A 24,202-nucleotide genomic window follows, 5' to 3' on the forward strand; every position below is an offset into this window, starting at 1 on the left:
TCACATAGTTTCAACGTATAGCTATGTTTCCTATGTGCCTATGTGGTTTAATAACAAATAGATTAGTTAATTTTTTTACCACATAGATACATAGATCACATAGTTTCACCTTTTAGCTATGTTCCTATGTGCCTATGTGGTTTAATTTTTTATCCAAATGAAAAGAAGATTCCAACTTTTACCAATCTCCATCTTTGCTGCGCTGTTCTTTCTCCTTAACTGGTATATCCTTGGCGGATTGCAAGTGGTAATGCAGCACCATTTGGTACCCTATATTTTTTGGTCTGTTATAACGATAAGTCTGGGTGCGCTAATCTTTGCGCTTCAGGGAATTCAAAAAAGAGGAATGGGGAATTTTTTCAAGTTTGCCACCCATGCCTTTCTGATCCTTTTTGTGAGTGAAATCTTATTTGGGCTGATGTTGCTTTTGGGCGATATGTATCGTTTATTTATAGCAATAATAGGATGGATAAGCCAGCATGGATTTTGGCTACCCTCTCGAAGTAATTATTGGATAGATTTTGCACTAATCCTATTTGGACTTACTGTTTTATTGTTTTTTTATGGAATTTTAAAAGGTAAGTATGCTTATCGGGTAATTAAACACACCCTATATTTTAAAGATCTCCCCATTGCTTTTGATGGGTTTACTTTAACCCAAATATCGGATATCCACGCCGGGAGCTTTACCGATAGTAAGGAAGTTCAAAAAGGAATAGACCTTATCAAAGCACAGAAATCCGATCTTTTTGTGTTTACCGGAGATTTGGTAAACAATAAGGCCGAAGAAATTAAGCCCTGGATAGGGCATTTCTCGCAGATAAGAGCGCCTTACGGCCAGTTTTCTGTATTGGGTAACCATGATTATGGGGATTACGTTAAATGGCCAAATGACGCACTAAAAAGAGCGAACCTTGATCAGCTCAAAAAGTATCATGCAGAGTTAGGATTTCAACTTCTATTGGATGAACATGTGGTTTTGCATAAAGATGGGCAACACTTGGTTTTGGCGGGCATAGAAAATTGGGGATTGGGTTTTGGCGAGCGGGGCGACCTGCAAAAAGCATTGCAGCATACCAACCTTTCTGATTTTAAGATCTTGCTTTCCCATGATCCATCCCATTGGGAAGCGCAGGTGAAAGGCAATCCTTCAAAAGTCCACCTAACTTTGGCAGGCCATACCCATGGGATGCAGTTTGGGATCGAAGCATTTGGCTTGAAGTGGAGCCCTGTAAAGTTTAGGTATCAACACTGGGCGGGAATTAAGGAAGAATTGGGCAGGTTTTTGAATGTAAACCGTGGCTTCGGTTTTATTGGATTTTCTGGGAGGGTGGGCATTTGGCCAGAGATTACCGTAATCGAATTAAAGAAAGATGTCTAACTTTGAATCCAACCAACCATTAACAATCATGGATAAACCTAAAATAAGATCTACGCGGAAGTATATCCTAAATGCTCTGCTGATCCTGCTTGTTCTAGCGGTTGTTTTTGTTCCGTCGGCAAAAGCCATGGTGATTAGAGGATTAATGCAAATCGGATTGTTTAGCCCATCCATTCCCAAAACCCCCGTAAATCTTGACGGAGATTTAACATCAATAAAGTTTAAAGATGCAAAAGGTAAAGTGGTGAGCTTAGCTGATTTTAAAGGTAAAGTCGTCTTTTTAAACTTTTGGGCAACATGGTGCCCTCCATGCTTAGCAGAAATGCCTTCGGTTAATGCATTTTACGAACAATTTAAAGCAGAGAAGGATGTGGTTTTTATCCTCGTTGATGCGGATGGCGATTTCGGCAAGGCCCAGGCTTTTATGGACCGAAAGGGATATAAGATGCCTATTTATACTTTTGCCAGCAATCTGCCAAAAAGCATTTTCAAGGGCTCGCTACCCACTACAGTGGTATTTGATAAGCAGGGGCGGATTTCTTTTCAGGGAGAAGGCGCTGCGGATTATTCGAGCAAGAAATTTATTGATTTTATTAGCAAACTGAAAACAATTGATTAGCAAGCCATGCAACAACCATTTGACATCGAAATAGGAACAATTAATTATGCTATTTTTCCCGAGGGGAATGATATCTACGTAGTGTATAAAGAAGGAAAAGAATATGCCCAGATCCAAAAGGATGATGCGTCGCAGTGGATCAAATTTGATAAGGAAACAGCACTTCCGCTGTTTGATTACGATGAAGAGATTAACCAATTGGGTAAACTGATTGATTCGTATAAGGAAGAACCCGAAGAAGAATAATTATGTTTTTAACCACCCTAAGCTCCTTAGACACCTAAGTTTGAAGGCAATCGCGTAGCGCCTAACGCCTATCGTGTTAATTTTTCTCCCTACCTTGCGTTTAAACCAATGATCCTATGCTAGAGTCCTTTCATGTTAAACTAAATGGTATCATCTATGAAATTGTACCAGAAGAGGGGGATACGTTTACCATTTTCAAATGGGATGATGAATACATCCAGATCGTGAGAAATAAAAATAACAAATGGATGCGGATCGATTACAAGACCGATCTTCCCATACTGGAAGAAAATGATGAGGTTGAAGATTTAGGAGCAGTGATTGATAGAAAATTTAAGAATTGAAACTTGTTTAGTCGTTTACTTGTTCATTAGTTCATGTGTTCCTTTTTGAATAAATCTTAATGGTGCTTTATAGCTATCAAGTATGATCCAGCAACTAACTTATGATCCATTAACCATGAACATTTTCAATGCGTAAACTCTTACAAAAGCTACTTGGTCCGTTTGTGGTTAGAATGGCCAATAAATATGCATCAAGACCTAATCGAGAACGTATTCATGATGCATTAAACAAGCTTTTTAAAAGCATAATCGAAAAGCCGGGCAAAAAAGGTTTGATGATCAACTTTAGAAATCAGGATAACTTTATCATATTTTCGGACCAACATAAGGGAGGACGTGATTTTGCGGATGATTTTACCACTAACGAACAAAATTACCTATCGGCTTTAGCCTATTACAACGCAAATAATTACCAACTCATTTGCTTGGGCGATAGCGAAGAGCTCTGGGAAAACACCCTAGAAACAGTTAAAAAGCACAACAAAAATACGTTTGAAGCAGAGAAGCTTTTTCTACTGCGAAATTCTTTCATCAAAATTTTTGGCAACCATGATCTTTATTGGGACAATGATCCCTTGGCAGGTTTCCAATTAGAAAAAATCTATGGGCAAAAAGTGAAGATTTATGAGGGCCTGATTTTAACCACTACCCAAGGTGAAATGCCCCTGCAATTCTTTTTAACGCATGGGCATCAAGGCGATTTGCAGAGCGATGGAAACTGGTTCAGCAAGTGGTTTGTATCTACCATTTGGGCGCCTTTTCAGGCTTATTTGCGGATCAACCCGAATACACCTGCCTATAACAACCAATTTAAATCGGCCCATAACCAGTTGATGTACGAATGGGCAGCCGAGCAGGAAGCGGTATTGATAACCGGTCATACACACCAGCCCGTGTTTAATTCGCTTACGCATTTAGAGCGGATCTATAACCAATTAAATGAAGCCATTACAAATAAAGATGAAGCTGCCCAACAAAAGTTAAAGCAACAAATGGAAATCGAAAAGATCATATATGGCACAGAAATCCCAAAACCTAAGGCCACCCAGCCCAATTATTTTAATAGCGGATGCTGCTGTTTTAATGATGGAGATATTACCGGATTAGAGATCTGCGGAGGCAAAATAAAACTCATCAAATGGGAATACCACAATGAAGTGCCTACAAGAGTAGTACTTGAGGAGGCTAGTTTGAAGGATTTGAGGAGGAAAGTTTAAGGTGATGAGCCATAGTCTAGTTCAAACTTCTTAAAATAGCTCATAAAGATTTCTATTTCTCTTTTTGTGCAACTTTTGGTAAATACACTGAATTCGGCTAAAATTTCGAGTTTATATGGATAAATCCTTTGTTGTTTTTCATTTTGGTATTTAATTACAAAAAGAGACTTAACTAGTTTACTTTTCTTTTCGCGGTCTAGTTTCGGCGATAGAGAGAAATTAATGCCTATTAAACCATCGTCATAATATCTGAATACAGAATCTGGCATTCCTTTCGAAGTATCAAGATCATAGAATTTTTCTAACCTTATTTTACTGGAGAGTTTTTTGGTTTGTTTGGGAGGGCCTAAATCTATGCCATTAGACTCTTGGTTTTTATGATCGTTATTGCTATGCATAAGCAGGGTATCCGTAAAAAATATGTTGCCTTTTAGATTTAAATCCCCATAGCTCAGCCCGGTGTTGCTGCCATTTCTATAAATAAAGTACTCGTAAGTAATCCTTTCAATTTTAGACGGAACAGTATCTTGTATCTCTATGGTATCGCCATCTTTAGTGCCGTCAAAATTAATATAGCCATGCTTGGGTTCGAAATGAATTGTTGGAACTTTGTATAAGATCAGATCCTTATAAAAGGCTATTTTTTTGTCTTGTCCAAAATCTTCAATAAAGCCATTGTTATAGTAGCTCTTAAATTTAGATTGGAAAGCTATTACCTTGATTGTAGATGAGTCTCCACGTTGTGCATGGCAAAAACCCGCGCATATCCAGGAAAGTAGAATTGTGAGATAAATTTTCTTGAGTTTCATCTATCTAACAAGAAGAAAATAAATTACATAGAGCCAGCCGAATATCCCAGCTATAATAGAAGTGAGCACCGAATGTGTTCTGGACCAGCAGATGCAAATAGCTAGCGCACTCCCCATCCCAATGCCATTTCCTATAAATGTATTAGTAACCCGTACTGCCTTCGGCGTAGACGGAAGATAAACAGACAAAGCATAAAAGGAATGTTGATAGGATTATTTTTTTAGACATAGAACATCATGATAAACTCTTTAAACTTAAATATAGCAAAATAATTGCTGGTTCAATCACCCTGCCCAACTATCCCTATCCAAGCTCCTGTAATGTATCGCCTCTGCCAAATGCTCTATTTCAATTTCATCGCTTTCTGCCAGATCGGCAATGGTTCTGGCAACTTTTAAGATCCGATCATAGGCCCGGGCCGATAGGCCTAATTTTTCCATCGCCTGTTTAATCAGTATTTGACCCGTTTCGTTGATGGTACATACCTGCCTCACCATATTGGGGCTCATCTGGGCATTAAAATGAAGGGTTTCATTGTCAACAAAGCGTTGATCCTGTATCAGCCTTGCTTTCATTACCCGTTCTCTAATACAACTACTTTTTTCCGCTATGCGGGATGAGGCCAATTCGGTAAAGTTAACGGGCGTTACTTCTACGTGTAGATCTATCCGGTCTAATAATGGGCCCGAGATCTTGCTCAGGTACTTTTGAACGACACCCGGACCGCACAGACAGTCTTTTTCTGGGTGGTTAAAAAATCCACAAGGGCAGGGATTCATAGAAGCCACCAACATAAAGCTGCTCGGATACTGCACGGAGAACCTCGCCCTTGAGATGGTTATTTTTCGGTCTTCTAAAGGCTGCCGCATTACTTCGAGCACTGCCCGTTTAAACTCCGGAAGTTCATCTAAAAATAAAACACCATTATGTGCCAATGAGATTTTGCCAGGTTGGGGATTAATGCCTCCTCCCACAAGGGCCACATCAGAGATGGTGTGATGTGGCGATCTAAATGGCCGTTCGGTCATTAAGGCATTGGCTTCGGGTAGTTTACCTGCAACAGAATAGATTTTGGTGCTTTCTAATGCTTCTTGAAGGTTAAGCTGTGGTAAAATGGTGGGTAAACGTTTGGCGAGCATGGTTTTTCCGGCCCCTGGCGGACCAATCAATATCACATTGTGCCCACCAGCTGCGGCAATTTCTAAGGCACGTTTTATATTCTCCTGGCCTTTAACATCCGAGAAATCTTGCTCATAACTGTTGATTTGCTTAAGGAATTCTGCTCTCGTGTCTACTGCAACTAAGTCAGGTTTCGATTTGCCATTAAAAAAATCGATTACCTCGTTCAGGTTTTCTACACCATAAACCTCAATTCCGTTCACAATGGCGGCTTCACGAGAATTTACCTTGGGCAAAATAAATCCTTTGTAATTTTCTTTGCTTGCTTGGATGGCCAAAGGTAGCGCGCCCCTAATGCTCTGCAATCCGCCGTCCATAGAAAGTTCGCCCATGATGAAATAATCGTTTAGTAGATCATCCTCTATTTGATGGGATGCGGCCAAAATACCGATGGCAATAGGTAAGTCGTATGCTGACCCCTCTTTCCTGATATCGGCTGGTGCCAAATTTACTACAATCTTCTGCCGGGGCATGCGATAACCCACGGCATTTAGAGCGCTTTCTACACGAAACAAGCTTTCTTTTACAGCGCTATCTGGCAGGCCAACTAAAAAGTAGGCAGGCTTTCCACCACATACATTTACCTCAATGGTTATGGTTAACGCGTCCACCCCATAAACGGCTCCTCCTAATGTTTTTCCAAGCATAATTTTAAATGTATGGAATGGAAAATGAGTGTAGAAATTTTATGTTAAAATTGAAAGTGGGAAGAAAAATGTCTAATTTTTAAGAGAGGAAGTTGCGTTTATGAATAGCGTGCGGCGATTAGCGTAGCATTGCGCAGAAGATAAAACCGCTAAGGACGCAAAGAGCGCAAAGTGGATACTAATAAAGGAAGTGGCAAGGGGCGGAGAGCATGGCGCAATGGAACCGCTAAGGACGCAAAGTTGGATGCTAACAAGTTTAATTAGGCAAAGAGCTAAGCGCATGGCGCAGAAGGTAAACCGCTAAGATAAGTATAGCATGGCTAATCGTTAACCATATAAGAAATATAAGGACATAAAAGCTATTCGCTTAGCAGACCCAAGACTATCGACTATTGACTATTGACTTCTGACTCCCATCTCCCAACTCAACTACCTTCCCTGAGGCATCTTTGGCATGTTCCTCATCATTTTTGCAGCGGCGGCTGGATTTGAGAATTGCTTCATCACCTTGCGCATATCTTCAAATTGTTTGATCAGTTTGGTTACTTCTTCAACCTTATTGCCCGATCCTTTAGCAATGCGTAATCTTCGGCTCTGCTGTATGCTATCTGGGTTTTCTTTTTCGAAAGGGGTCATCGATTGGATAATGGCCTCTACATTTTTAAAGGCATCATCTTCAATGTCTATGTTTTTCATCATTTTACCAACTCCAGGAATCATTCCCATCAGATCTTTCATGTTTCCCATTTTCTTGATCTGCTGGATCTGGTTATAGAAATCGTTGAAATCGAATTTGTTCTTACGGATTTTCTTCTGTAGTTCGGCCGCTTCTTTCTCATCAAATTGTTGTTGCGCGCGTTCTACCAACGAAACCACATCGCCCATTCCTAAGATCCTAGATGCCATCCTTTCAGGATAGAACACATCCAGCGCCTCCATTTTCTCGCCAGTACCAATAAATTTAATGGGTTTGTTAATTACCGATTTAATGGATAAAGCTGCACCACCACGGGTATCACCATCCAGTTTAGTTAAAACAACACCAGTAAAATCTAACCTGTCGTTAAATATTTTAGCTGTATTTACGGCATCCTGACCGGTCATCGAATCAACTACGAATAGAATCTCATGAGGTTTAGTTTGTGCTTTCACCTCCGATATTTCGTTCATCAGGCTTTCATCAATTGATAAACGGCCCGCGGTATCAATAATAATAACATTATTGTTGTTCTTTTTACCTTCGGCTATGCCTTCCAGGGCAATAGCTATCGGATCCTTAGACTCTATGTTTGCATATACGGGCACCCCAATTTGCTCACCTAAAATCTGCAACTGGTCTACCGCAGCAGGGCGATAGACATCACCAGCTACCATAATTGGTTTTTTGCCTTTGTTTTTTAGGTGAAGGGCAAGTTTACCTGTGAAAGTCGTTTTACCGGCACCGTTTAATCCGGCAATCAAAATAATCGTCGGACTTGCTTTTAGATCAAGTTCTGTAACCTCACCGCCCATTAAAGCAGCTAGTTCATCATTCATTACCTTGGTTAACAACTGCCCCGGAGAAACCGCTGTAAGTACATTTAATCCTAGCGCTTTTTCTTTCACGTCGTCTGTAAAAGATTTAGCGGTTTTATAATTTACATCGGCGTCCAATAATGCTTTCCTGATCTCTTTCATGGTTTCGGCCACGTTGATTTCAGTAATACTTCCCTGTCCCTTTAAAACTTTAAATGCTCTATCTAGCTTATCCTGTAAATTTTCAAACATAATGATGTAATTGTAAAGGGCAAAGATATTAAAAAATGGTCGATAGTCCATAGTCGATGGTCCATAGATTGGGTGCATAAGCAAATTCCAAATTTTCTCATTTTAAAAATTATTATGAATTAGGACATTTTAACACGCTTTCCGCTATACCCCCGATGAAGTCGGGGGGATGCCGCTTCAATCGTTAACGCAGATTTATGCAAGAGTATCCTTCTGAATCCAGACTATCAGCTATTGACCATGGTCCACGGACTCCCTTAAGTATCAAAAAAGTTACTTATCTCCTAATCAATTAGTTTTGTTATTAACTAATTAGTATTAACTTCGTTTATTAAATTATAGGAAGATGATTAAACTGGCAAAAAGAGAAGAACAAATTATGCAAACATTTTGGGATGTGGAAAAGGGATTTATAAGGGATATCATTCCTTTGCTGCCGGATCCGAAGCCCCATTATAACAGTGTAGCTACCATGGTTAAGATCCTGGAAGAAAAAGGTTTTTTAGGTCATGATGTAATAGGCAACATGTTCTGTTATTTTCCACTGATCAGCAGGGAAGAATATCAGAAGCATGCCCTTAAGGATGTGGTAAGTCAGTATTTTGATAACTCCTATCCCCGGATGCTGGCCTTTTTCGCTAAAGAGCAAAATCTTTCGGAAGACGAACTTTCAGAAATCGTTAATCTCATTAAAAATAAGAAATCATGATGTTTTATGCCATAAACGTTGCCCTCATCCTTGCGGGATGCTTCTTGTTCTATAAGATATTATTGCAAAAGGAAACATTTTTCCCTTTGAACAGATTTGTGCTCTTAAGCTGTTTGGCCTTATCTTTCAGCCTGCCACTTATCCCTATCCCCCAACAGTGGTCTTTCCGTAACCCGGATAACCATACCATCGCTTCGGTATTAGGTCCGAGTGAAAAGTCCTCTCCTCAAATTTCCGTTCCTGGGTATACCGTGCAATCTAATTCCGCTTCAGCTCAGGCTCCGGTAAAACAGGGATCTATTTTTAAGGAGATTTCTATTAGTAACGTAGTAATTTGGGCTTATTGGTTGGGAGTTGGAGTATTTGGACTTAATTTTTTATTTCAGCTTTGCTTATTGCTTTATCGAAGCTTTAAAAGTCCTTTTATTCAGGATGGTCGTTTCCGCATTGTAGAACTTAGCGGCGAGAAGGCACCTTGTTCTTTTGGAAACTACATTTTTATTAATCCCGAAAAATACGATTGGGATACCTATAGTCAGATTATCCTGCACGAAAAGATCCATATCCAGCAAGGGCATAGCTATGACATTATTTTCGCAGAACTGGCACTTATTTTCCAATGGTTTAACCCCTTTGCCTGGTTTTACCGCAAAGCGATGGAGGATAACCTTGAGTTTTTAACCGATAACGAACTATTGGAACATGCTGATGTAGAAAAAACAAGCTATCAACTGAGCTTGGTAAAGGTATCAGCCCCACATTTCCCGATAAGTTTAACCACAAATTATAACCAATCCATTCTTAAAAAAAGATTAATCATGATGAACGCAAAAAAATCCAGCCTCAATTCAACATGGAAATACCTCTGTATCGTTCCATTATTGCTCGTATTTATCTCACTACTTAACGAGCCCGTAGTTTACGGAAGGGCAATGACCACTCCTCCTAAAACAATAACTACCTCTAATGAATATACCGATATCCCAAACAAAGGGACTTGGTTTGCCACTATTAAAGATAATAAGATAAAAATCCGCTTCGAATCAGACGACGATGAATACCGTAAAAGTAACAGCAACACTGATTTCGAACTTTCGGAGTTTAAGGATTTACCAAGAGATAGCAGAGGTACTTTTTCGTTAACACGTGATGCTGGTACCACGGTTTTTACCGGAAAGTTTGAAGGTAATGCGGGAATGGGAAGTTATCAATTTAATGCGGACGAAAGTTTTGTAACATTTCTTGAAAAAGAAGGAGTTAAAGTTGATAAGGATAAAGATCTAATGATTTATTACTTGGTAAACGTAAAAAAGGACTTTGTAAGAATGCTAAAGGCACAGGGATATACACAACTTGCAAAAAATGACCTTATCCCTCTCGCGGCCCTACACGTAAGCGCCGATTACATTACCAGTTTAAAAACAGCTGGATTGGAGGATCTTAGCTTACAGAATTTAATTCCACTTAAAGCTTTGGCTATCGATGCTGCATTTGTGGCCGACATTAAGAAATCTGGTTACAAAGATCTAACCGCCGCAAAATTAATTTCGCTAAAGGCACAGGGGATTGATGGAGAGACCATCAAAAATGCCAGGATCGCCAGAAACGACTCGAAGGCAAATGCTAATCCAGCATCTCGTCCCAATGCGAAACCAAGCAAAAATGACAATGAGAACGACGATGATGATGCCTTGGCCCAAATGATTACCAAAAAGGTGATGAACATTACACCCGAGTTTATCAAATCGTTTACTGATGCCGGATTTAAATTTAGCGATGAAGAGTATGTATCCATCAAGGCATTGGGCATTACTCCAGCTTTTTGCAAAAGTTTTGAAGCCATTGGACTAACCAATTTAGAAGTAGAAAATTACCTTAGCCTTAAAGCATTAGGTTTCACAGCAGAAGAGTACAAAGAATACCAAAACCTTGGGTTCAAGAAACTTGATATTGGTGATGTATCTGGCGCTAAGGCCACCGGCACTACGCCTACCTTTATCAATGCAATGAAGAAAAAAGGACATAACTATGCTACTATAGACAAGTATATCCAATTGAAAGTTCTTGCCCTCGGCGGGGATTAATCAAACTCAAAAAAAATTCATTCTACATATGTTTTGGAGGGTCGCATTTACCCTCCCAGACATTTTTGTGCCCTAAAAATCTATTATACCGGTTGTTCGTCTACTATTTTTTTTTCTGATTTGGCATTAGATTACTATTGTGGATCTAATAATTTATTTTCCAAAAGGTGCAACATTTTTCTCCAAAACTGGTCTTATATCAACAAACCAAACAAATGAAACTACTCTTTACCAGCATAATTATCACATTGTGTATTACAAACGGCTTTGCGCAAAATGCTCAGCTAAAAAAGAAAATACAAGCAAAAAGAACAATTACCAGCCCTAAAATTGATGGCATTTTAGATGATGCTGTTTGGGATGGTGCACCTATTGCGGGAGATTTTATTGAAATGAGGCCTGTACCTGGCCGCCTTGAAACCAAGGATGGCAGCACTGAAATAAAGGTTTTATATGATGATTATGCCATTTACATTTCAGCCAGGATGTACGATAAACCAGATAGTGTTGTACACGAATTAGTAGCAAGGGACCAGATAGGCAATGCCGATTTTATTGGAGTAATTTTCGATACTTTCCTAGATGGTGTAAACGGATACGGGTTTTATGTTACCGCAGCAGGCGTACAGTTTGATGCCAAATACTCACTAATTGGTGGTGAAGATGATACTTGGAATGCCGTTTGGGAAAGTAATGTAAGAATTGATGAAAAAGGATGGACAGCAGAAATGAAAATTCCCTATTCGGCACTCCGTTTTTCTAGCAAAGATCTGCAGAACTGGGGATTTAACATTACTAGAAAAAGAACGGGAACCAACAGACAAACTTCGTGGAATTTTGTTGATCCGAAAATTAACGGATACGTAAACCAAAGTGGAATACTTGAAGGATTGCAAAGCATTAAGGCGCCATTGCGCTTATCGTTCTCGCCCTATGTTTCTACTTTAATGAATAACTATCCCTACAACACGCCAGGAGTTAAAAACACGCAGGCATCAATTAATGGAGGGATGGATGTGAAATATGGTATTAACCAAAGTTTCACCTTGGATATGACCCTTATTCCTGATTTTGGACAGGTGCAGAGCGATTATCGGGTACTGAACCTTACACCATTTGAGGTAAAGTTTAACGAAAACAGGCAATTCTTTACCGAAGGTACAGAGCTTTTTAACAAGGGGGATCTCTTTTATTCAAAAAGAATCGGTTCTATTCCATCCTATTTTGACAGGAGCGGCTTAAGACCCGGAGATAAAATAATTAAGGATCCACAGGAAGGTAAAGTGTTAAATGCAACCAAAATCTCGGGCCGTACCGCAAGTGGATTTGGCTTGGGAGTATTTAACGCTATTACCAATAAAATGTATACCGAAGTGGAAGATGCAAATGGCAATAGAAGCAAATTTGAAAGTCAACCTCTAACCAATTATAATATTTTTGTACTGGATCAATCCTTAAAAAATAACAGTTCGATAAGTTTTATCAATACTAACGTTTTAAGGCAAGGAAGTGCCTATGATGCGAATGTAACAGCCGCACTCTTTAACCTTAACGACAAGAAAAATACGTATTATGTTGATGGAGCTGGAAAGATGAGCTATGTTAATGCCGATCCCATCAAAGCCAACAGGAACGGATATAGCTATGAATTTAGTGCAGGAAAGAAAAGCGGAACGTTTACATTTAAATACGGGCAGGAATTTTCAGATACTAAGTTTGATCCATCAGATATGGGTTTTTATACCAATAATAACTTCTTTGATCAGTCTGTGAATCTTGGATACAATGTTTATAAGCCCGGCAAGTGGTATAACTCTATCGAAGCATGGACGGAGATAGAATACTCGAGAAGATTTAACCCTGGCGATTTTCAGAGTTTTGGTATCTTTCCAGGGATATTCGTTCAATTAAAAAATCAATGGTCGGTAGATGTAGAGGGAAACTGGCTGGGGGATGCAAACGACTTTTACGAATCCAGAAATGGACAGGTATATAAAGCGCCAGAAAGTTATCGAGTGGGTATTTATGTAAACGGAAACCGGGCGAAAGCATATAATTTAGGCGGGAACATTTCAAGGATCAAAAAAGCAAGATTTAATAGCGAGGAGTATAATTTTTACCTATACCAGAATTACAGGGTAAACGATAAGCTAGCCTTTGGTTTAGATCTTGACTTTGGTCCTAGTTATAACGCGGTAAACTGGGTAGGCTTTAACGGTGCTCAATCAGTTTTCTCACGTTACGACAGGAATACCGTTGAAAATACGATGGATGCAAAATATAGTTTTTCAAATAAAATGGGACTGCAATTGGGAGTTAGACATTATTGGTCGGACCGCAGAAACAAAGACTTTTTCGCTTTAAATAGCGACGGAACCTTATCGCCATATACAGGCCCGGCTTTAACAAATGTTGATCGAAATTATAATGTATTTAATATTGATTTGGCTTATGTATGGCAATTTACGCCAGGAAGTGAACTCAGTATCACCTATAAGGATGCGGCAGAAACCAATGATAAATTTTTGACCAAAAGGTATAATCGCAATTTTGATAACATTTTATCAGGGCCACAAAATAACAGCCTGTCGATAAAGGTATTGTACTATGTGGATTATTTAAATTTAATGAAAAAGAAGAAAAGTTAAGCCCGGGGTTTTGGCCGTTGAATAAATTGAAATAGAAAACCAACAATCACACAGAGGATAAACATCCCAAGAAAATAAATCCAGTCTAGTCTGAGCTGTACCTTCCACCAAAAGATATTGATTAATAAAGTGGAGGTGTTTACTAAAACGGAGAATAAAAAGCCCCAAATAAAGGGTTTAAATTTTTTGATGTGTTTTTCTATCATAATTTATTTAAGGCACGTTATCCTAAAAGGCGGAAGAACAAAAAGGATATCAAACCCTCGATCATCCTAAACGCTGGCCGCCAATCGCTTATTGCAAAACGCCTACCTTGGAAAAACAAACATCAAACCCAGCGCTAATGTTTGGCTTCCCTGTATTTTAGGGTCGGTATCCCTATCGTACAAACCAACGCCGGTAACGGAAACATTCATGTATCGGTTTATCTTAGCTAAGATATTAATGTCGAGGCGATGGTCTATGTGCCCAAAATTATCGTAGGGGATAAACATGTTATACTTTGATTTAAGCGTTACATTTTTGAAAATCTCCTTTTCGAAATTGGTTACGATCTGAAATGCGAGTTCATTCCTGAATCTTTTCCCTGGGGTTACCCCAAAATTCTTTGGGTTTGTGCGAAATAATGCGGTATCCAACACAAATGTTTGGCGAGCCGTACCGGTACCAATCCGAGTGGAAAAAAATTTATTCGGTTTGTACTCAAAACCGATTGATTCGGTTAAATAACCCGGCGACATGAATTTTGAAAGCAGATTCTCGGTTTCGTTTCCTAGGGCATCTTTGGGATAGGAAAAACCCTTATCGAATTGGGACTCAAAATTCATTGAGCCAAAGAAATACCAGTTTTTGGAAAGCTGCACCGCTGCTTTATTGTCCCAATAGATTCTATCGGTTGTTTTCTTTTGCAGTTGACTTTTATTTTTAATCTTGCCATACTGTAAAATCACTTCGCTTACATAGCTGTAGCTTTCTTTACTGTATTCTGCCTTGTAATTGATGAGTCCGCCGATAGCCAATGAGTTTACACCTCCGCCCTTCCAATTGTCGCTAAATGCGGCTTGATTTACATTAATCCCAACAGAAGTTTTGGTTTTCCAATAATTAACCTTTGCATCTACGAGGGCAGGTTGAAGTGTAACAGGTTTAAATTGAAGGTTACCCATTCGAGATGGGAGTGGGCTTCGCTTTAATTTAATATCCAAATCTTTGGTTGGAATAGGAATGGTATCTATTTCTTGAGCAGCAAGATGAAAAGAAAGCGCGGTTACGATTAAAAAAGTAAGCAGTAAATTCTTCATTCCTACAAAGAAAAACAAAAATTATACGGAATAAAAGTTTTTGCCGAGTATTCCTGCTCGTGTTATTGCGCCCAACTAAATAACTTTCGAGTAGCCAAGTAATTAAGATCATGATCAAATTTATAGGCCTCTCGTTCAAATACAATATTAACGTAGGCCGAATAGTGATTTTTGTAACGGATCAAATTAATGAGGTAGTGTAAAAGATAGAGGATATAAAAAGGAATGATCAATAGTTCAAGCTGTTGCTTAAGGTGGATCTTCTCATGATTGATTAAAACGGCATCTCTTTGTTGTTCCTTGTTCTTGAGTAAGATAAATGGATATAACGCCATTCCATTGGCTGGCAAGTTTGGCCAGGCAATTATCCAATATTTCATTGGCCGGAACTAGATAACCGAAGCAGTTTTGGTAGTCTCAATGCTGCTGGATTTCGTTTATAAGAAGCATAACTGTTTTTAATAAACAGTACAAAAGAATAGTCTGAAGCTGTTAACGTAAACTGATAGGTTGGTCGATATTGCAACATAAAATCATTTAGTTCTGTATCATTTGCTCCAGTAATGGCTTTTACATAATCGGGCCTGAACCGGTAATCGATGATCTGCTCATGGTAATCGCGTTCTAAGATTGCCTGCAGATGCCTTGCATTTTTCCCTTGTTTGCTTAATAAATTATAGATGGCATCAATACTTAGGCCCGCTCCCCTGGGTCCGAAGTTTAACAGATCTTTTGTGCTTCCCCTATCTATGGCATATTTATATTCTTTTAGCTTATTGGAATATTGCTCTGTAGGAGTAAGTGTTTTTCCAAAAATCTGGACTTCCTTTAGTTTAATGCTTAAGGATTTTAGTTGAAAGATAACCGCACTTTGGCCTTTATACACCACAGTATCCATTCCATATCCGCTTAATGCCGCAAATATGGTGTCGCCAACCTTTGCTTTGGTTGTAAATTCTCCTTTATTATTGTTGTAGATTCCATCATCATTGCTTGGATTGAAGATGTATACTTTCGCCAAACGTAATTTGCTGTCTTTATCCACAACAAAGCCTTGAACCGTTTTGGTTTGTGCAAAAAGCTGGACACCGCAAATGGAGAGAAGAAATAAAAGTGTTGAAAGTCTCATAGATTTCAAAACAAAACTACAATTTAAGAAAGTATGAAATGCTTATCTTAACATTATTTAACTACTAAAAGTTTCTGACCGATTTTGATATTTGTATCGCTCAGCTTGTTTAAAATCTTTAGTTCGTCTACGCTCAATTTAAACTGTTGCGCAATTTTAAAGAGTGTATCTCCTTGTTTTACGGTATAATAATTATCGGTACTAAGAGCTGTAGGAGGATCTTTTGGCGCAACATCTACAGGTGCGAATTTTTTCTTTTCTACCGGAATATTTGCATTTATCTCTGTAAAAACCCGGTCTTCACGGGCAATTTTTTCCCGCTCTGATTCAGGTTGATCGTATTGATTTAGCTTGTATTTTTCGATTACTCCGATCACCATATCGGCGTATTTCGGGTTAGTAGCATAGCCTGCGGTTTTTAAACCAAGGGCCCAATTTTTATAGTCGTTTTTGTCCAGTTCAAATAGAAAGCTATAACGTTTTCGTTTCAAAAACTCGGAATGGTCCCTATACGAATCCCTTGCATCTTTATACACCCTAAAACAATCGTTATTCTGGTCATCGTCTTTGTAATATGCTTTTCCCTTCCACTCGGCAGTACATTTTATGCCGAAATGATTATTTGCATAACGTGCCAACGAACTATTTCCACTACCTGATTCTAAAATCCCTTGTGCCAAAGTAATGCTTGCCGGAATACCACTTGCATTCATCTCTTGGATGGCCACCCCTTTAAAAGCTTCAATGTAGCTTATCGTGGTATACGTGGTAAAGTTCGGATTTTCCCTATTAGCTTCCTTTTCTATCTGCTTATTGTTACGGCTGTATTGCTTGGTTTTACAAGAGCTTAAAAATTGGGTTGCGGCTAAAAAGAAAAGGAGTAATCTTAGTTTCATCGTTAAATTGTTTTATTGCCCCAAAGGGGTCACTTTGTGATTCAATTGTTAGGGCCCTCCAAATATCCTACTCTCAACTCCTACTACCTTTGACAAAGCTTCGGCATGATGCATATAGCTTGTCAAAGCGTTACAACCTAATCTTCTGCCCGGGTTGCAGTATAGCCGATTTAAGGTTGTTTTTACGCATTAATATGGCCGCGGTAGTTTTATTTCTTAACGCAATTTGGTTGAGGTTATCCCCTTTTTTTACGCTATAAAAGCTACTTTTTAGCGTGTTTGTACTTGGTTTTCGTGTAGTCTTTATGGGCTGGATATTCACCACTTCTGCACTTGGCAGTACGGTCGAAATGTAATCGTTTGGTCTTTCGTCATACTTAAAAAGCTCATATTTATTGATCAGGGCAATCACTTGCGATGCCCAGGTTCTACTGTGGGCGTAACCTCCACGTTGAATGCCAAGTGCCCAATTTTTAAAATCATATTGGTTGTATTTGCTAAAAAGCACGTTAAAATAACTTCGGCTGTGCAAAAATGAAACGAAATGGTTGTAAGAAGAATCAACGCTTGGATAATCTCGGTAAGCAGAACGGATTTCGGTATTGGTATTGCTTCCCTTTACCCCGAAATGGTTGTTAAGGTATCGGGCAATTTTACTTTTTCCGGCCGCTGATTCATGAATGGCTACAGCCAAAATTACACTGGCCGGAAGTTGGTTAATACGCATCAATTCTTGGGCGTGTACAACATGTGCAGCAATATAATCTTCTGTTGATTGAGCTTTAACCGATAGGCCAGATATGCACAAAATTAAAACGGTAATTATTTTTTTCATTGCTTTTTATTTGTTGTCATTGCGAGGTAGCCCGCGCGCTGTGCAGATTGCTTCATATCTCGCAATGACACTTGATCACTTTTTCCTTATCACCAACAATCCATCTCTCACCGGGAGAATTAATTTTTCTACACGCTTGTCGGCAGCAACATGATCATTAAAGGTACTAATGTTTTTTGTGTCTTTATCCTGCGCATTGCTTAAGACTTTTCCACTCCAGAGTACATTATCAACAATGATTATTCCACCTGGCCTTACCTGTTCAAAAACCATCTCGTAATAGGTGCGGTTATTTTTTTTATCCGCGTCTATAAAAACTAGATCCCATACTTCATTTATGTTTTTTAAGCTTTGTTGGGCATCGCCGATAAGGTAGTTGATTTTGGTATTTAGCGGAGATTTAGCAAAATTACTTCGCACCATATCCTCCAGTTCGGCATTAATGTCCAGTGTGTAGATTAGTCCATCATCGGTTAATCCTTCGGCTAAGCATAATGTAGCATAGCCTGTAAAAGTTCCAATTTCTAGAATTCGTTTTGGATTGTTCATTTTGCTGAGCATGCTCAACACCCTCCCTTGGTAATGGCCGCTCAGCATCCGAGGCATCAATACTTTTAGGTGTGTTTCCCGATTGATATGCTGAAGCAAGTCGTCTTCTGGACCGCAATAGTTAAGCAGGAGTTCTTGTAGTTCTTCGCTGATCATTCTGTTCATAAACGATGTTGTTCCATAAAATATTGCAATTATATCGTTTCAGCACCTCTCCATTTATAGGTTTCAACTAAAAGATCACATACAGATTTACAATATGCTGGATCCAAGATGCCTAATTTCTTTTTCAACCTGATTTTATCAACGCCCCTCATTTGCTCAATCATTAATTGACCCTCTTTCTCATTAAAAATACAATTGACACGAGTAGGATAAGACCTAAAACTACTCGTCATCGGAACAATTGAAACCGTATTCAGGTGCTTGTTCGCCACACCGGGTGAAATAACCAAGCAAGGCCTGGTTTTTTTTATTTCGCTGCCTTTAGTTGGATCTAATTCGATAAGCCAAACCTCAAATTGTTTAACTACCATTCCCATTCCTTTTCATCACTTTGATTTTTCATTCCGTTAAAGACATCGTCTTCGGGCTGCTCGCCTTTCGCGATAGCTTGTTTGAAAAGCAAATCCCAAGTTTCTAAAGGAGGGGTATTGGCAGATGGCTTTATTTTAATCCCGTCTTTTTCAATTACGATTTCTATTTCACCTTTATCCAAACTAAATTGTTTAATCAAGCTTTTGGGTAGTCGCAATCCCATAGAATTGCCAATATGGATTAATTTAACCTGCATAAGTAATTATAATGTAATTACAAATATACAAATTATGGCCTACTTTCCATAAAATATTGCAATATGATTGTAGCTGCAATCGTGTCTACCCTTTCCTTATCTCGTCGATCGCTTTTCTTCAATCCGCTTTGCATAATGGTCTGTTGGGCCAATTTAGAGGTAAACCTTTCGTCAATCCAATGTTGTGGAATAGAAGGAAAATTCTTTTTTAATAGCGTTGAGAATCCTTTAACATGTTGTTTCGACTCTGAGTCAGAGCCATCCATTTGTTTGGGATCGCCAATTACAAAGGCTTCAACCGATTCGGTCAACATGTATTTTTTTAGATAATCGATCACATCTTTAGGATGAATAGTGCCTAAACCCGTGGCGATTAGCTGTAAGGGGTCTGTTACGGCAATGCCGAGACGCTTAGTGCCATAATCAAAAGCAAGGATACGTGCCATGGGATAAAGGTAAGAAAAGTTTGGGGTTGGGAGTTTAGAGTCCGAGAGTCGGAGAGTCGGAGAGTCGGAGAGTCGGAGAGTCGGAGAGTCGGAGAGTCGGAATAAATATAGCCAACAAGTTAACCAAAATTGGTAAGGAGTCAATGTGTTAACTGAAAATTGCTAACTGTAATCCAACTCCCAACTATCCCCAACTCCCAGCTTAAGATCCCGCTCTATTGATCTCATCACCCGCACCACCCGTACTCCGTTTAGCGGCTTTAAGCGGCTTGCCGAATCTATAACTAAAGCCAGCATTAATTACTTGACTGTCTCTCCATAAAATGAAATACTCATTGGCGCCCGGGAAATCTGTCATCCCTTCCATAGATTGGGTATAGAAAATATCTCTAGCGGTTAACCTCAACGTGCCTTTGCCCTTTAGGATGGTTTTTGATAAGCCTGCAGACAATTGACCAGTGGGCGATAATAGTTCTTGCAGATCGTTTCGGTTGCGTGTGGTATAAAATCCAGAAATCTCGCCATTTACAGTCTTGCTCAATTTAAACTGGTTGTTCATACTGGTATGTACCTGCTTTACCGACGATTTATAAGTAACATTTTGATAACCACTTAATTTTTTATAGTTAAAATTGCTTTGTGCAGTTAACGACCACCATTTAAATGGTGAAACCTGTGTTGAGACCGAAAAGCCTAAGTTGTGCATCATGCCTACGTTACCCTCGGTATAGATCAGGATATCGTTACCCTCGGAAAGGAATAACTGGGAAAAATAGTTTTTAATGCTGCTGTAAGATACGGCCGTGGTTAACACCTCTTTAAAAGAATGGCTTAATTCGAAGTTCCAGGTGTACTGCGGTAAAAAGAAAGGATTTCCCTTTTGATACGTGTATTTGTTAATGATAAATACAAAAGGATTTAATTTTTGATAGGCGGGCCGATCTATTCTTCGACCTGTAGTGAAAGAAAACGAGTTCGATGAATCAGCCTGATAGGTTAAATATCCAGAGGGGAAGAAATCATCGTAATCTTTAGAAAATTCGCTTCCTGCTTGGATGGCATTGCCCAATTGATTGCCGGTATAGGTGGTGTTTTCGTATCTAACCCCAATCTGATAGCTTAATCTTCCAACTTTATGTTCCAAGCTGCTATACAGCGAGTTGATATTTTCTTCGTACAAAAAGTGATTGCTTTTTTTGAGATCTGCCGTCCAGCTTGTACCATTAAATAGTTGATAGTCTGCGGTATTATCAGTGTTGATAGTTGATGATTTTGCCCCTGCTTCAAACTTTGCATTCTTTCCCAATTGCAAAGTATAATCGGCCTTTGCAGCAAATATGCTAAGTTTAGAAGGAATATCTCCTCTAGAACCTTGGTTGTAGGAAACTACTCCAGTACGAATATTTTCAAAAGCCTGGTCATTATCAATGCCGTACCTTAAGTAATCCACATCGAAACCTATATCCTGTGTTTTGCTGATATTATGCCTACCATACACATTTACCGCTCCATTTCTTAGTTTAAAATCGCTCCCGCTATAGGTAGTAATTGCCGAGTCGACTACCTTTTGAGCACTTAGCCAAGTGGCAACCGCATCTCCACTTCCCTTGCGTGAAACTACGCTTCCCGAAAGGGTTAGTCCAAAGGTTGTTTTTTGTGAAGCATAAAAATCGACCCCTGTTTTTAGGTTATTATTCTTCCCCCGGTTTCCTAAATAAGAAGGCTGGTCGAGGGCCGAGATCACATCGCCCTGCGTATTAAAATATTGCCGGTACGCGTAGATGGAAGTGAAGCTCTTGTTATAGTTAAAACCATAGTTAAGGAAAGTGTTAAACATGCCTTTTCTAAAGTTTAAGGTTAACGAATTGTTGTTTTTTAAATATTTTCCCTGACCAACATTTGCCATTAACGTTCCATTAAAACCTTCCTGCCTATTTTTTTTGGTTTTGATGTTAATGATACCTGCGTTTCCACTAGCGTCATATTTAGCTGATGGACTTGTAATCAGTTCTATGGTATTAACCTGCGAAGAATTCATACTGCTTAAAAGATTCGTTAGTTCGGTTCCTGAGAGGTAGGTGGGTTTATCATCAATCATTACCAAAACGCTTGGCTTTCCCTGCAAACTAAGTCCTCCATTTTTATCAACCATTACACCGGGCGATTTTTCAAGCACTTCCAACACTGTAGTTCCGGCATTGGTAACTGATGCATCAACATTAATAATGGTTTTACCTTGCGCACGTTGTACAAAGGGCCTACGGGCCGTAATTGCCACCTCCTGTAAGTTTCGTGCGCTGGCGCTCAACGTGATCTTAAGCATGTTATCAGCGGCAGGAATCTTAATAGCACCAGAAATTTTCGTAGCGTAACCAATAGAAATAACCGTAAATTGATAGTTACCTTCACTAGCGATCCTAAATTCTGCAATGCCCTTCTGATTTGTAATTGCCGCTTTCACCAGCAATTTATTATCAGCTTTGCGCAATTCTACTGTGGCGTTTTCTATGGGTTTTTGTTGTTCGTCTAAAACAACAATGCTAAAATCTAAACCCACGTTTTGAGCAAGGGTACTGCTGTAAAAGCAGCATATTAAGAGTAAAAGTGTAAAAAAAGGTTTCATTGGATATGTGTATGTGTGGCAATAATACGGGAACTATAAAAATAGGCACTCACCCTGTTGGGGGGATTTATCTGTTATTGCAATTGTCTATAATCTGCAATAGCAAGTTTTTCATTTCGTTGATCTGGGCTTCATTAAGCGTTTTTAATGCAGCAGCTCTATTTTTAATGGCAATTTCGTTCACATCAACGGTTATTTTCTTTCCGCTTTCGGTTAACGTTAAATTCATTCTCCGTCTATCTGTCGGGTGAACCTCCCTCACCAAATAACCAGCACCAACCAATAACTGGATAATCCGTGTAATAGAGGCCGTATCCTTAAAAACAATCTTACTGATGTCGTTTTGAGTGATGTTTGGGTTTTCGCCCACACTTTTTAAGATCAACCATTGATCAATTGTAATCTCATACCCTGCTTTGCGGACGTTTCGCTGCGCAAATTGGTTGTATGTCCTAAAGCACTTATCTAAAGTGTAAAGTAAGGTGTCATTAAGTTTTTCCATAATAAGTTTTACAAACATATAAATGCGATAGCAATAATTGATATATCAACAAATATTTTACAATGGCCATAGCGATAAGCGGTTGGTGCTTGGCGTTTTGGGCGCATAGGTTTAACACAAGAAATCTGCGCATCTGCGGCAACAAATTGAACCGCGAAGGATGCTAAGTGCGCAAAGGTGTTCTGCCAACTTTGCGTTCTTCTTTTCTCTGCGGTTAACTTAGGGCGTCATGCTATCTCAACCCTGCCCGCTTAACGCCAACCGCTCTGCGTCTTACAATCTCAAATCTCCCGTCTCAAATCTCAAATCTTATTATTATTTTGCACCAATGCAGTTTAAAGAAATAATTGGTCAAGAAGTAGTGAAGCAACAGCTCGTTCAAACCGTTGTAGAGAATAGGGTAAGCCATGCCCAATTGTTCTTGTCGGCCGAAGGGAGTGGAGCATTGCCATTGGCTATAGCCTATGCACAGTACATAAATTGCTTGAACCGGGTTGATTCTGATAGTTGTGGATCATGTTCATCCTGCCGAAAATACGAAAAGTACATTCATCCCGATCTTCATTTCTCTTATCCTTTTTTTGCATCGAAAGATGTTAAAATTGCCACGGATGTACTTGAAGAATGGCGCAACATGCTGCTTGCTGATCCTTATTTTAACTTGGACATTTGGCGCTCTAAATTGAATGCCGAGAATAAGCAAGCAAATATTAATATTGCCGAATGTCATGATATCATTAAGAAACTAAGTTATAAAGCGTTTGAGGCAGAAACCAAGGTACTGATTATGTGGTTGCCCGAATTTTTGGATCGGGAGGGAAATGCGCTTTTAAAAATAATTGAGGAACCACCAGAAAACACCTTGTTTATTTTAGTAGCCCAAAACCAGGAGCAGATCTTATCTACTATCTTATCGCGTACACAAATTGTAAAAGTTCCGAAACTTCCTGCCTCAGCAATAGAAGGGTATTTGATAGAAAAAGCACAATTGCCGTCGCATCAGGCCGAAGAATATGCTTTTTTAGCCGATGGAAATCTGATTGAGGCGAAAGCCCTATTGAATGATACGACCAATAATAATGCGAGTTATTTTACAGAATGGTTAAGAATGGGTTTTGGAAACAAGGTGCCCGCAATGATTGCCTTTACCGATACCGCAGCCAGTTGGGGAAGAGAAAACCAAAAAAATTTTTTGAAATACGGGATCAACTTTTTAAGAGAATGCAGCTTATTGCTAAGCGGTGCTGAGGACCTCGTGAAACTGCCCCATCAAAATTTGGAGGTAGCGGTTAAATTAACAACCAATGTATTAAATTTAGCGATGGTTGAGGCCCTGATCAACGAGCTTGAACAGGCTCATTACCATATCGAACGTAATGCGAATCCGAAAATTCTGTTTTTAGATGTATCTTTACAATTAGTTAAAATAATTAAGTTTAAAACGCTCCCGGAAGGGACTCAACATATATACAATTAA

General features: G+C 39.2%; 23 protein-coding genes. 9 read left to right on the forward strand and 14 right to left on the reverse strand.

Annotated features, from left to right (window positions below):
- Positions 1 to 157: 157 nt before the first annotated feature.
- From AC6H0V_RS15385 to AC6H0V_RS15405, 5 genes are all read left to right on the forward strand, one after another.
- Entirely contained in the window at positions 158 to 1,381 is a 1,224-nt protein-coding gene (locus tag AC6H0V_RS15385) for a metallophosphoesterase (RefSeq protein ID WP_497561082.1), read from the forward strand.
- Between the two features lie 28 nt (positions 1,382 to 1,409).
- On the forward strand, positions 1,410 to 2,000 hold the full coding sequence (locus tag AC6H0V_RS15390; protein ID WP_497561083.1) for a TlpA family protein disulfide reductase: 591 nt from the start codon (positions 1,410 to 1,412) through the stop codon (positions 1,998 to 2,000).
- A 6-nt stretch (positions 2,001 to 2,006) separates the two neighbouring features.
- On the forward strand, positions 2,007 to 2,246 hold the full coding sequence (locus AC6H0V_RS15395) for a hypothetical protein (protein WP_497561084.1): 240 nt from the start codon (positions 2,007 to 2,009) through the stop codon (positions 2,244 to 2,246).
- A gap of 116 nt (positions 2,247 to 2,362) precedes the next feature.
- Positions 2,363 to 2,590: a hypothetical protein gene (locus AC6H0V_RS15400; RefSeq protein ID WP_497561085.1), complete on the forward strand. Its 228-nt coding sequence runs from the start codon at positions 2,363 to 2,365 to the stop codon at positions 2,588 to 2,590.
- Positions 2,591 to 2,718: 128 nt separating this feature from the next.
- Positions 2,719 to 3,807 carry a metallophosphoesterase gene (locus AC6H0V_RS15405; RefSeq protein ID WP_497561086.1) on the forward strand — a complete coding sequence of 363 codons (1,089 nt, stop codon included), beginning with the start codon at positions 2,719 to 2,721 and terminating at the stop codon, positions 3,805 to 3,807.
- Here the strand turns inward: AC6H0V_RS15405 and AC6H0V_RS15410 are convergent.
- The 3 genes from AC6H0V_RS15410 to ffh form a co-directional block, all read right to left on the reverse strand.
- Positions 3,804 to 4,616 (reverse strand): hypothetical protein, encoded by an 813-nt coding sequence (locus AC6H0V_RS15410; RefSeq protein WP_497561087.1) that lies wholly within the window; start codon positions 4,614 to 4,616, stop codon positions 3,804 to 3,806. The two genes, AC6H0V_RS15405 and AC6H0V_RS15410, sit on opposite strands and share 4 nt — an antisense overlap.
- Before the next feature lie 285 nt (positions 4,617 to 4,901).
- Complete coding sequence (locus AC6H0V_RS15415) at positions 4,902 to 6,443, reverse strand: YifB family Mg chelatase-like AAA ATPase (RefSeq protein ID WP_497561088.1); 1,542 nt, start codon at positions 6,441 to 6,443, stop codon at positions 4,902 to 4,904.
- Between the two features lie 429 nt (positions 6,444 to 6,872).
- Positions 6,873 to 8,210, reverse strand: a complete 1,338-nt coding sequence (ffh, locus tag AC6H0V_RS15420) for a signal recognition particle protein (RefSeq protein ID WP_497561089.1) — start codon at positions 8,208 to 8,210, stop codon at positions 6,873 to 6,875.
- A gap of 346 nt (positions 8,211 to 8,556) precedes the next feature.
- Between ffh and AC6H0V_RS15425 the strand changes: the two genes are divergently transcribed.
- The 3 genes from AC6H0V_RS15425 (at position 8,557) to AC6H0V_RS15435 (ending at position 13,651) form a co-directional block, all read left to right on the forward strand.
- On the forward strand, positions 8,557 to 8,919 hold the full coding sequence (locus AC6H0V_RS15425; protein ID WP_497561090.1) for a BlaI/MecI/CopY family transcriptional regulator: 363 nt from the start codon (positions 8,557 to 8,559) through the stop codon (positions 8,917 to 8,919).
- Entirely contained in the window at positions 8,916 to 11,003 is a 2,088-nt protein-coding gene (locus tag AC6H0V_RS15430) for a M56 family metallopeptidase (RefSeq protein ID WP_497561091.1), read from the forward strand. The genes AC6H0V_RS15425 and AC6H0V_RS15430 overlap by 4 nt, the downstream gene beginning before the upstream one ends.
- Before the next feature lie 215 nt (positions 11,004 to 11,218).
- Positions 11,219 to 13,651, forward strand: a complete 2,433-nt coding sequence (locus AC6H0V_RS15435) for a DUF5916 domain-containing protein (protein ID WP_497561092.1) — start codon at positions 11,219 to 11,221, stop codon at positions 13,649 to 13,651.
- 308 nt (positions 13,652 to 13,959) lie between these two features.
- Here AC6H0V_RS15435 and AC6H0V_RS15440 read toward each other — a convergent pair whose 3' ends face one another.
- The 11 genes from AC6H0V_RS15440 to AC6H0V_RS15490 form a co-directional block, all read right to left on the reverse strand.
- Entirely contained in the window at positions 13,960 to 14,952 is a 993-nt protein-coding gene (locus AC6H0V_RS15440; protein WP_497561093.1) for a DUF3078 domain-containing protein, read from the reverse strand.
- Between the two features lie 62 nt (positions 14,953 to 15,014).
- Positions 15,015 to 15,332, reverse strand: a complete 318-nt coding sequence (locus AC6H0V_RS15445; protein WP_497561094.1) for a hypothetical protein — start codon at positions 15,330 to 15,332, stop codon at positions 15,015 to 15,017.
- Positions 15,329 to 16,081: a hypothetical protein gene (locus tag AC6H0V_RS15450; RefSeq protein WP_497561095.1), complete on the reverse strand. Its 753-nt coding sequence runs from the start codon at positions 16,079 to 16,081 to the stop codon at positions 15,329 to 15,331. Before AC6H0V_RS15450 ends, AC6H0V_RS15445 begins: the two co-directional genes overlap by 4 nt.
- Positions 16,082 to 16,134: 53 nt before the next feature.
- A complete protein-coding gene (locus AC6H0V_RS15455; protein ID WP_497561096.1) occupies positions 16,135 to 16,977 on the reverse strand; it encodes a glucosaminidase domain-containing protein in 843 nt (280 codons plus the stop codon).
- A gap of 130 nt (positions 16,978 to 17,107) precedes the next feature.
- Positions 17,108 to 17,812: a glucosaminidase domain-containing protein gene (locus tag AC6H0V_RS15460; RefSeq protein WP_497561097.1), complete on the reverse strand. Its 705-nt coding sequence runs from the start codon at positions 17,810 to 17,812 to the stop codon at positions 17,108 to 17,110.
- 75 nt (positions 17,813 to 17,887) lie between these two features.
- Entirely contained in the window at positions 17,888 to 18,526 is a 639-nt protein-coding gene (locus tag AC6H0V_RS15465; protein ID WP_497561098.1) for an O-methyltransferase, read from the reverse strand.
- 29 nt (positions 18,527 to 18,555) lie between these two features.
- A complete protein-coding gene (locus tag AC6H0V_RS15470) occupies positions 18,556 to 18,897 on the reverse strand; it encodes a type II toxin-antitoxin system PemK/MazF family toxin (protein WP_497561099.1) in 342 nt (113 codons plus the stop codon).
- Positions 18,891 to 19,154 carry an AbrB/MazE/SpoVT family DNA-binding domain-containing protein gene (locus AC6H0V_RS15475; RefSeq protein WP_497561100.1) on the reverse strand — a complete coding sequence of 88 codons (264 nt, stop codon included), beginning with the start codon at positions 19,152 to 19,154 and terminating at the stop codon, positions 18,891 to 18,893. Before AC6H0V_RS15475 ends, AC6H0V_RS15470 begins: the two co-directional genes overlap by 7 nt.
- A 32-nt stretch (positions 19,155 to 19,186) precedes the next feature.
- On the reverse strand, positions 19,187 to 19,600 hold the full coding sequence (gene ruvX, locus AC6H0V_RS15480; protein WP_497561101.1) for a Holliday junction resolvase RuvX: 414 nt from the start codon (positions 19,598 to 19,600) through the stop codon (positions 19,187 to 19,189).
- Positions 19,601 to 19,802: 202 nt separating this feature from the next.
- Entirely contained in the window at positions 19,803 to 22,223 is a 2,421-nt protein-coding gene (locus tag AC6H0V_RS15485) for an outer membrane beta-barrel protein (RefSeq protein WP_497561102.1), read from the reverse strand.
- A gap of 67 nt (positions 22,224 to 22,290) precedes the next feature.
- Entirely contained in the window at positions 22,291 to 22,725 is a 435-nt protein-coding gene (locus AC6H0V_RS15490) for a MarR family winged helix-turn-helix transcriptional regulator (RefSeq protein ID WP_497561103.1), read from the reverse strand.
- 328 nt (positions 22,726 to 23,053) lie between these two features.
- Here AC6H0V_RS15490 and AC6H0V_RS15495 point away from each other — a divergent pair, with 328 nt between their 5' ends.
- Positions 23,054 to 24,202 carry a DNA polymerase III subunit gene (locus AC6H0V_RS15495; RefSeq protein ID WP_497561104.1) on the forward strand — a complete coding sequence of 383 codons (1,149 nt, stop codon included), beginning with the start codon at positions 23,054 to 23,056 and terminating at the stop codon, positions 24,200 to 24,202.

Source organism: Pedobacter sp. NO84 (assembly GCF_059703915.1).